Origin of the sequence: Sphaerisporangium corydalis, assembly GCF_025506355.1 — a bacterium.
Classification (GTDB): Bacteria; Actinomycetota; Actinomycetes; order Streptosporangiales; family Streptosporangiaceae; genus Sphaerisporangium; species Sphaerisporangium corydalis.
This window is the reverse complement of the sequence record NZ_JANZYP010000122.1, coordinates 1-8,038: the sequence shown is the minus strand read 5'-3', so window position 1 is coordinate 8,038 and position 8,038 is coordinate 1. Positions and strand designations below refer to the sequence as shown.

Genomic DNA, 8,038 nt, shown 5'->3' with positions numbered 1-8,038 from the left:
AAGGTCCTCATCAAGGAGATGCAGTCGCTGTGCCTCAACGTCGAGGTGCTCTCCAGCGACGGCATGTCCATCGAGATGCGTGACACCGACGAGGACGTCTTCCGCGCGGCGGAGGAGCTCGGCATCGACCTGTCCCGGCGCGAGCCGAGCAGCGTCGAAGAGATCTGACGGTCACCGCGCGACCCGCGGCACCCCGCGAGGGTGCCGCGGAGGGGGCGCGTCCCTCACTGGCTACACGACTGGCTACACGGCATGGACCCGCAGGCCCGTTGCGGAGATCTGGTCGCGCCCGCCCATGCCGCCATTGACGATGCCACGCCGGCGGTCGATGCGTCAGGCTGGACGGCGTGAACGACGACGGTCTCTACACGATCGGCCAGGTGGCGCGGCTCGCCAAGCTGTCGGTACCGACGGTCCGGTACTACTCCGACGAAGGGCTGGTGCCCCCGGCCGGCCGGTCCGCCGGCGGGTACCGTCTCTACGACCACGACGCGCTGGACCGGCTCGAACTCGTCCGCACGCTTCGCGACCTCGGCGTCGACATCGCGACGATCGCGCAGGTGCTCGCCGACCCGCAGACCCTGATCGGCGTCGCCGACGGGCAGATCGCCGCCCTGGAGGAGCAGATCCGGACCTTGCGAGTACGGCAGGCGGTTCTGCGCTACGTCACCACCGGCCGTACCGGCTCGCCGGGAATGGCCCGTGCGAACCGGCTCGCCCGGCTGCCGGCGGAGCGGCGCCGGCAGCTGGCGGCCGATCTCGTGGCCGAGGCCACGCGCGGGCTCGACATGGAGCCCCAGTTCGCCGCACAGCTGCGTTCGATGCTGCCCGACCTGCCGGAGGACCCGTCGGCCGAGCAGTTCGACGCGTGGCTGGAGCTGGCGCACCAGGTCGGCGACCCGAGCTTCCGGGAGAGCATGCGCCAGGCGTTCGAGCGGCACGCCACCGACCGCTCCTCCGGCGCCGAGCAGGGCGATCCGGAGAGCTGGGCACAGGCCGAGCAGGCCGTGCTGGACCTCGCCGGCGGTGCGCTGGCGGACGGAATCCCGCCAGGCTCCGCCGCGGCCCGGCCTATCGTGGAGAGGCTGGTCACCGTCTTCGCCCGGGCCCACCGGCGGTCCGACGACCCCCGATTCCGGGTCTGGCTCGCCGAGCGGATCCGCATCGGGGCCGACCCGCGGATCTCCCGTTACTGGCGTCTGCTGGCCATGATCAACGGAACGTCCCCGAAACCCGACCCGGTCCCGGAGGCGCGCTGGTTCCTCGCCGCACTCGAACGGGCCGCGGCTAAGGAACGGGGTGGTGCCGGAGCGCCTGGATGAACCAGTCGAACACCGGCGCCAGGCTCGGCGGCACCGGCCCGCCGTTGATCGTGGACAGCAGGGCGAAGTACCGCTCCGTACGGGGATCGTTGGCGACCTCCAGCCGGGTGAGCAACTTCCGGCGATACGCGGCACTGTCCGGATGGCCGAATGTCGCGGTGTATCCGGCGATCAACTCCACCAGTACCGCCCGGGCCTCCGGAGAACCCGGTTCCACCCCATCGGTCCGCGCCCGCCGCACCCGTTCCAGGACCAGCTCGGTCACCTCATGATGCAGTCCGGTCCGATCACCCTCCGCTCTCTCGGCCGCCTGATGCTCGGCCATACGACGAACGGAGGCCTTGAAATCGGCGTCGCGCACCAGCGCGGACAGTTCCGCCCAGGCGTCCACCTGCTCCGGACCGGGGTCGGCAGGCATCTCGGGTACGGCAGAACGCAACATGGCGACGAAGTCGGGATTGGCGTCCAGATCGCCGAAAGTCTCGTCGACGAAGTCGTGAACGAGTCGCCTGCCGTCCTCAGCGGACGGCGTCACAGAATGAGGCATGGGATGCGACCTCCGGAAGTCGGATCGAACGGGTCCTGAGCGGCGGGAGCGAACGTCCGCCGCCCACGGCATCGATCCTGGAGTCTCAGGTCACTTGAGACTCAAGCCCTATCGGCCTGCGACCGTGGCCGGCAGCGTCACCGCCTTACGGTCGGGGCGCTTCTACCGCCGAAATCCGGTCCGATCCTCCTCGGAGGCCCGCAGGAGCCTGTCGACCCCGTGCAGGAAGGTGTCGCAGATCAGCTCCGGGTCGAACAGGCAGCCGGCGGCCATGGCGCCGTCGCGCATCATCACGAAGTGGCGGGCGGCGGGCTCGGCGCCCGTCTCGCGGACCTCGGCCAGCAGGGCGGTGACGGTGTCCAGGAACCACTGGCGGTGGGCGAGCACGGTCTGGCGCACCGGGGAGCCGGGGTCGGGGTACTCGGCGGCGGCGTTGAGGAAGGCGCACCCCCGGAAGCCGGGGGACCGGATGCCCTCGGCGATCGCCTCGCCGAGGGCCCGGACGGTGCCGTCGGCCGGGAGCCCGGCGGCGGCGGCCTGGTCCGCCTGGCCGCGCGTGGCCCGGTCGACCTCGTCCAGGTAGGCCAGGACGAGGTCCTCCTTGCCGGGGAAGTGCCGGTAGAGGGTGGCCCGCGTCACGTGCGCCTCGGCGACGATGTGGTCGATGCCGACGGCGTGGATGCCCTCGGCGTAGAAGAGCCGGGTGGCCGTGGCGAGCAGCCGGGATCGCGCTTCGGACGGCCGGCCGGTGGATGGGCTGCGCATGCCGCCATCCTAGTGGGTAGAACGTTCGGTCTTGACAGTTGGCGTCGCCGCGCGCCATGCTGACGCGATAGAACGTTCTGTCTTGCACGGACCTCGGGCTTCCCCGCCTTCGTGAGGCCGGCACCGAAAGGGATCATCATGAGCGCCATCGCCGCTTCACCCGGTATCGCCGGGACCGCGTCCGCACTGCGGCGCCTGTACTTCGCCCGGTTCGCCTTCGCCATCGTCTGGGCCCTGGTGATGTTCACCACCGCCTCGCGACTGGGCCCGGTCGCGGTCACCCTGCTCGTGCTCTACCCGCTGGCCGACGTGGCCGCCGCAGTCGTCGACGCCCGCGCCTCGCGCGCCACCGGATCCCCCGCCCTGCTGTACGTGAACATCGCGGTCAGCCTGATCGCCGCCATCGGCGTGGCCGCCGCCTGCGCGTCCGGCATCCCGGCGGTGCTGCGCGTGTGGGGCGCCTGGGCGGTCGTGGCCGGGCTGGGCCAGCTCATCGTGGGGGTCACCCGCCGCGGGATGGGCGGCCAGTGGCCGATGATCATCAGCGGCGGCATCTCCGTGCTCGCCGGTGTGTCGTTCGTCATCGGCGCCGCCGCCGAGGACCCCGCGCTGACCAACGCGATCGGCTACGCCATCCCCGGCGGCGTCTTCTTCCTCATCTCGGCCCTGCGTCTCGGCCGCGCCGCCAAGGGGGCATGACCCCGGAGCGGTGTCCGGGCCAGGCCCGGTGACCCGTACGATCAGGGATGTGGAGAACAGGGAACTGGGCAGGACGGGCAGGCGGGCCGGGGTCGTCGGCCTCGGGGCGTGGCAACTGGGCGCCGACTGGGGCGAGGTCGGCGAGGACGAGGCGCTGGCGACCCTGGAGGCCGCCGTCGACGCTGGCGTGACGTTCGTCGACACCGCCGACGTGTACGGCGACGGGCGCAGCGAGCAGATCGTCGGCCGCCTGATCAAGGAGCGGCCGGGCCTGACGGTCGCCACCAAGATGGGCCGCCGCGTCCCCCAGGAGCCCTCGGCCTACACCCTGGACAACTTCCGCGCCTGGAACGACCGCTCGCGGGAGAACCTCGGCGTCGACACCCTGGACCTGGTCCAGCTGCACTGCCCGCCCACCGCCGTGTACTCCAGCCAGGCCGTCTACGACGCCCTGGACACCCTGGTGCAGGAGCGCAGGATCGCCGCCTACGGGGTGAGCGTGGAGACCTGCGATGAGGCGCTGACCGCGATCGCGCGGCCCGGCGTGGCCACCGTGCAGATCATCTTCAACGCCTTCCGCCTCAAGCCGCTGGAGCGGGTCCTGCCCGCCGCGCTGGAGGCCGGCGTCGGGATCATCGCCCGCGTCCCGCTGGCCAGCGGCCTCCTGTCGGGCCGCTACGACGAGCACACCCGCTTCGGCGCCGACGACCACCGCGCCTACAACCGCCACGGCGAGGCGTTCGACGTCGGCGAGACGTTCTCGGGCGTCGACTTCGCCACCGGCCTGGCCGCGGTGGAGCGCCTGCGGCCGCTGGTCCCCGAGGGCATGACCACCGCCCAGTTCGCGCTGCGCTGGATCATCGACCACCCCGCCGTCAGCGTGGTGATCCCCGGCGCGCGCAACCCGGCACAGGCCAGGGGCAACGCCGCCTCGGCCGCGCTGCCGCCGCTCGGGGAGGACGTCCACGCCGCCGTCGCCGCCGTCTACGACGACCTGATCCGCCCCCAGGTCCACGACCGCTGGTAAACCCGCACCGGGGCCGCCGACGGGTCACACCGGGGCGTGCACCGCCCGCGTGAGCATCAGCGAGCGGCCGGAGTCGCCGAGCACGTCGGTGCTGTCGCAGAACTGGTTTACCGACCCGGCGGGCGAGGACCGCAGCGACGGGCCGACCGTGGCCAGCAGCGCGTCGGCGAACCGCCCCGCGCCGATCACCTGGAACGGCCGGTCGAAGTACGCCCGCACCGTCCCCTCCAGCGGTTCGGTGAGCGCCAGCCGGTTGTGCAGGGCCGCGACCCGTTCGTAGGCCCTGCACAGGTGCACCTCGCGTTCACGCCACCCCCGCGCGGCCAGCGCCGCGGCGAACATCTCCCCCATCTCCGCGGTCCCCGACAGGCGGGCGAACGCGCTGCCCAGCCACTTGGCGTACGGCGGGTAGCGGCGGCGCATCAGCAGGCACAACCGCATCAGGTCCTCGATGAGCCGGGCGGTGACCACCACCGACCCGAGGTCGTCGCCCACCTCACCGCAGCGCCCGGGGAAGCTCTCCATCTGGGCGACGCGCCGCCACTGGCAGGCCAGGACGTACCGCCACACCTCACCGGGATACCACCGCAGGTTGGCCCGGGCCCTGCCCAGCTCGCCGAGCCCGTCGTGGTACACCTCGCCGCTGGTCACCTCGGCCAGGCGCTGCCAGGACGCCCCCAGCCAGTCGGCCGTGGTGATCTCGCCGCGCGGGTCGAACCCGAGCCGGGCCCGCGACCACGCCCCGAACCCGGTGACCTGGACGCCGTGCCGCGCCGGGGCGCCGCCGGTCTCGAACACGGTCGGGTAGCCGCGGAAGCGGCCGGGCAGGGCGGCGTCCAGCCGGGCCGACAAGCCCGCCGCCAGCGACGGTTCCACGAACACCAGGACACGCGGGCCCCAGTCGTGGTCGGTGGAGCGCGCGGTGTCGAAGGCGAGCACCTCCGAACCGGGGCCGATCAGCGCGGCGCCGTGCGGCACCTCACCGATGATCGGCTGGACGACCTCTGTATAGAACTCACGTGACAGCTCACGGCCGGGAACGAAACCAGGAACGAAATCGGACATCACTCCATCACTGTGCATGGCGATCCGTTTCCGTTCACCTGGTTTTCCGCGCCCCCGCCCCACACGGCGGTACCCACGCCTGGTGGGACGGTCAGACCCGCCGTTCGCCGGTCACCGACAGCAGCCGGAGCTTGTCGTGGCTCTCGCTGCCCGGCACGGCGGTGTACACCAGCAGCCTCTGGGACCGGCCGGGGTCGACCAGCGTCTGGCAGTGCAGCTCCAGCACGCCCAGCCGAGGGTGCCGGACGCGCTTGGGCTCGCAGTACGCCCCCGGCACCGGGTGCTCACCCCAGATCGCGGCGAACTCCGGGCTCGCCGCCAGCAGCGCGTCCACCAGCTCCGCCGCCCGCGAACCCCGGCCGTCACGCGCGTAAGCGTCACGCAGGTCGGCCGCGAGCAGCCGCCCGTGCACCGGGTGGTCCTCCTCGGGGTGGATCAGCCGCGACTCCGGATCGGTGAACCACCGGTAGTGCAGGCTGCGCGCCGGCCCGGTGTGGACGCTCTGGTCGCCCATCAGCGCGACCGCGAGCGGGGTCTGCCGGAGCGTCTCCCCCAGGTGGCTCATCACCTGCGCCGGGGTGTCCTCCAGCCGGTCGAAGATGCGCGCCATCCCGGGGCTGACGTGGTCGTCGCCGAACACCCGCCGCACCGTGGGGTGCCCGCCGAGCCGGAACAGATGATCACGTTCCTCCGGCGACAGGCGCAGGCCCCGGGCGAGCGCGGCGAGCATCTGCTCGGAGGGGTTGGGCCCGCGCTGCTGCTCGATGCGCCCGTAGTAGTCGGCCGACATGCCGCACAGGGCGGCGACCTCCTCGCGGCGCAGCCCGCCGGTGCGCCGCCTGGGCCCGCGCGGCAGCCCGACGTCCTCAGGTCGCAGCGCCTCCCGCCGTGCGCGCAGGAAGCCGGCGAGTTGGGCCCGGTCCATGACACGAGTCTGCACCCGGCGCGCTCAGGCGCCGAACCCGGCCCCGGCCAGCCGCTCCGACAGGTCCCACAGCCGGGCCGCCTCGGCCCGGTCCCGCGCCCGACGGTACACGGCCAGCTCGGCCGGGCCGCCGGTGAACTGGCCCAGGCCGTCGGGACCGTAGAACCGGCCGCCCTGCGCCTGCGGGCTGGTGGCCGCGTACAGGGCGGGCAGCAGGCCCTGTTCCGGCGGCTGCACGAACATCCCCCAGCGGGCCAGCCGCTTCATGATCGCCTCATGGCGCGCGGGGCGCTCGCGGCCCATGTTGGGCCCGGAGGCGTACAGGTTCGTCAGGGACGTGCCGGGGTGGGCCACATTGCTCACGATGCCCCAGCCGCCCGCCCGGGACCGCCGGTCCAGCTCCAGGCCGAACATCAGGTTCGCCAGCTTCGACTGCCCGTAGGAGCGGATCGGGGAGTACGCGCGCTCGCTCTGCGGGTCCGCCCAGTCGATCCTGCCGGTGCGGGCCGCGCTGCTGGACATCGTGGTGACCCGGGCCCGGCCGGCGCGCAGCAGCGGCAGGATCCGGGCCGTCAGCGCGACGTGGCCGATGTGGTTGGTGCCGAACTGCAGCTCCAGGCCGTCGGCCGTGGTGTGCCGCGTGGCCGGCGCCATGACGCCGGCGTTGTTGACCAGGATGGCGACCGGACGGCCCCCGGCGTTCAGCTTGCCCGCGAACTCCGCCACCGACGCCAGCGAGGCCAGGTCCAGCTCGCCGAGCGCGACCAGGGCGCCGGGGGCCGCCGCGCGGACGCGGGCCACGGCGGCCTCCCCCTTGGCGTGGTCGCGGACCGGCAGCACCAGCTCGGCGCCCGCCCGCGCCAGGCGGGCCGCCAGCGCCAGCCCGATGCCGTCGCTCGCGCCGGTCACCACCGCGAGCCTCCCGGTCAGGTCGGGCACCGATACGTCTTTCATGACAACTCCCAGGTCAGCGGACATCCTCGCCGTCCCAGCGTCGCAAGGCCGGCCGCCCGGGTCCATGCCAGGTTCATCCCCGGACGACCTGTCCCCGGATACGGGCCCTCGGTCAGGCACCCGGTTCGAGCCGGATACCGCCCCTCGGTCAGGCGCCCGGTTCGAGGCCGAGCTGGGCGCGGATGGCGGTCTGGTCCCGCAGCGCCCAGTGCTCCACGACCCTGCCGTCCCGCACGTAGATCATGTCCATGCTGGTGACCTCGTACCGCCGGCCCGAGGCGGTGTGGGTGCCTCGGCTGGTGTACCGGTTGACCGAGGTGTCGCCGGACTCGACGTTCCGCTCGACCGTCACGTCGATGTCGGTGAAGCCGGACTCCGCGCCGGCCCGCTCCCACTTGCGCCGCCAGGCGTCCACCCCGTGGTGGTCGCCGTCCAGCCCGCCGCGGTGGTCGATCACGTCGGGGTCGATGAGGGACAGCGGCCCGTCGAGCCGGCCCTGGAGGACCTCGGGGTAGGACTCGACGAGCAGCCGGTGGACTTCGGCGGGCCCGGGGACCGCGCTGGAGGTTTCCTGCGGCATGATGCCACTCCTGTTCAGGGGGGTCGGATGAGGGACGGCTCGAACCGGGGAACTCCCCGGTTGGCCGACTCCGGTACTGTAAACGGGGACGGCCCCGATTAGCAAGGAGCACGATGCCCACCACCGGCGTCACCCCACCACCCCCCGGCACCCC

General features: G+C 72.9%; 9 protein-coding genes. 3 read left to right on the top strand and 6 right to left on the bottom strand.

Features of this window, described 5'->3' with window-relative positions; translation table 11 throughout:
- Positions 1 to 347 precede the first annotated feature (347 nt).
- A complete protein-coding gene (locus tag NYZ98_RS40805; RefSeq protein WP_262850863.1) occupies positions 348 to 1,322 on the top strand; it encodes a MerR family transcriptional regulator in 975 nt (324 codons plus the stop codon).
- On the opposite strand, the gene NYZ98_RS40800 is transcribed toward NYZ98_RS40805, so the two are convergent.
- Complete coding sequence (locus NYZ98_RS40800) at positions 1,288 to 1,857, bottom strand: TipAS antibiotic-recognition domain-containing protein (RefSeq protein ID WP_262850861.1); 570 nt, start codon at positions 1,855 to 1,857, stop codon at positions 1,288 to 1,290. The two genes, NYZ98_RS40805 and NYZ98_RS40800, sit on opposite strands and share 35 nt — an antisense overlap.
- 174 nt (positions 1,858 to 2,031) lie before the next feature.
- On the bottom strand, positions 2,032 to 2,634 hold the full coding sequence (locus tag NYZ98_RS40795; protein ID WP_262850859.1) for a TetR/AcrR family transcriptional regulator: 603 nt from the start codon (positions 2,632 to 2,634) through the stop codon (positions 2,032 to 2,034).
- A gap of 138 nt (positions 2,635 to 2,772) precedes the next feature.
- Between NYZ98_RS40795 and NYZ98_RS40790 the strand changes: the two genes are divergently transcribed.
- Together NYZ98_RS40790 and NYZ98_RS40785 are read left to right on the top strand one after the other, a co-directional pair.
- Complete coding sequence (locus NYZ98_RS40790) at positions 2,773 to 3,333, top strand: hypothetical protein (protein WP_262850857.1); 561 nt, start codon at positions 2,773 to 2,775, stop codon at positions 3,331 to 3,333.
- Between the two features lie 49 nt (positions 3,334 to 3,382).
- Positions 3,383 to 4,360, top strand: coding sequence for an aldo/keto reductase (locus tag NYZ98_RS40785; protein WP_262850855.1), 978 nt, complete (start codon positions 3,383 to 3,385; stop codon positions 4,358 to 4,360).
- Between the two features lie 24 nt (positions 4,361 to 4,384).
- Here the strand turns inward: NYZ98_RS40785 and NYZ98_RS40780 are convergent, their stop codons facing one another.
- The 4 genes from NYZ98_RS40780 to NYZ98_RS40765 all read right to left on the bottom strand — a co-directional run bounded on the left by NYZ98_RS40780 (position 4,385) and on the right by NYZ98_RS40765 (position 7,884).
- Positions 4,385 to 5,425 (bottom strand): DUF4037 domain-containing protein, encoded by a 1,041-nt coding sequence (locus tag NYZ98_RS40780; protein WP_262850853.1) that lies wholly within the window; start codon positions 5,423 to 5,425, stop codon positions 4,385 to 4,387.
- Positions 5,426 to 5,516: 91 nt separating this feature from the next.
- The gene (locus NYZ98_RS40775) at positions 5,517 to 6,350 is read right to left on the bottom strand and encodes a helix-turn-helix transcriptional regulator (protein WP_262850851.1); all 834 of its coding nucleotides are present in this window, start codon (positions 6,348 to 6,350) and stop codon (positions 5,517 to 5,519) included.
- Positions 6,351 to 6,374: 24 nt separating this feature from the next.
- Positions 6,375 to 7,304, bottom strand: coding sequence for an SDR family oxidoreductase (locus NYZ98_RS40770; protein ID WP_262850849.1), 930 nt, complete (start codon positions 7,302 to 7,304; stop codon positions 6,375 to 6,377).
- Between the two features lie 148 nt (positions 7,305 to 7,452).
- Complete coding sequence (locus NYZ98_RS40765; protein WP_262850847.1) at positions 7,453 to 7,884, bottom strand: ester cyclase; 432 nt, start codon at positions 7,882 to 7,884, stop codon at positions 7,453 to 7,455.
- Positions 7,885 to 8,038: the final 154 nt, after the last annotated feature.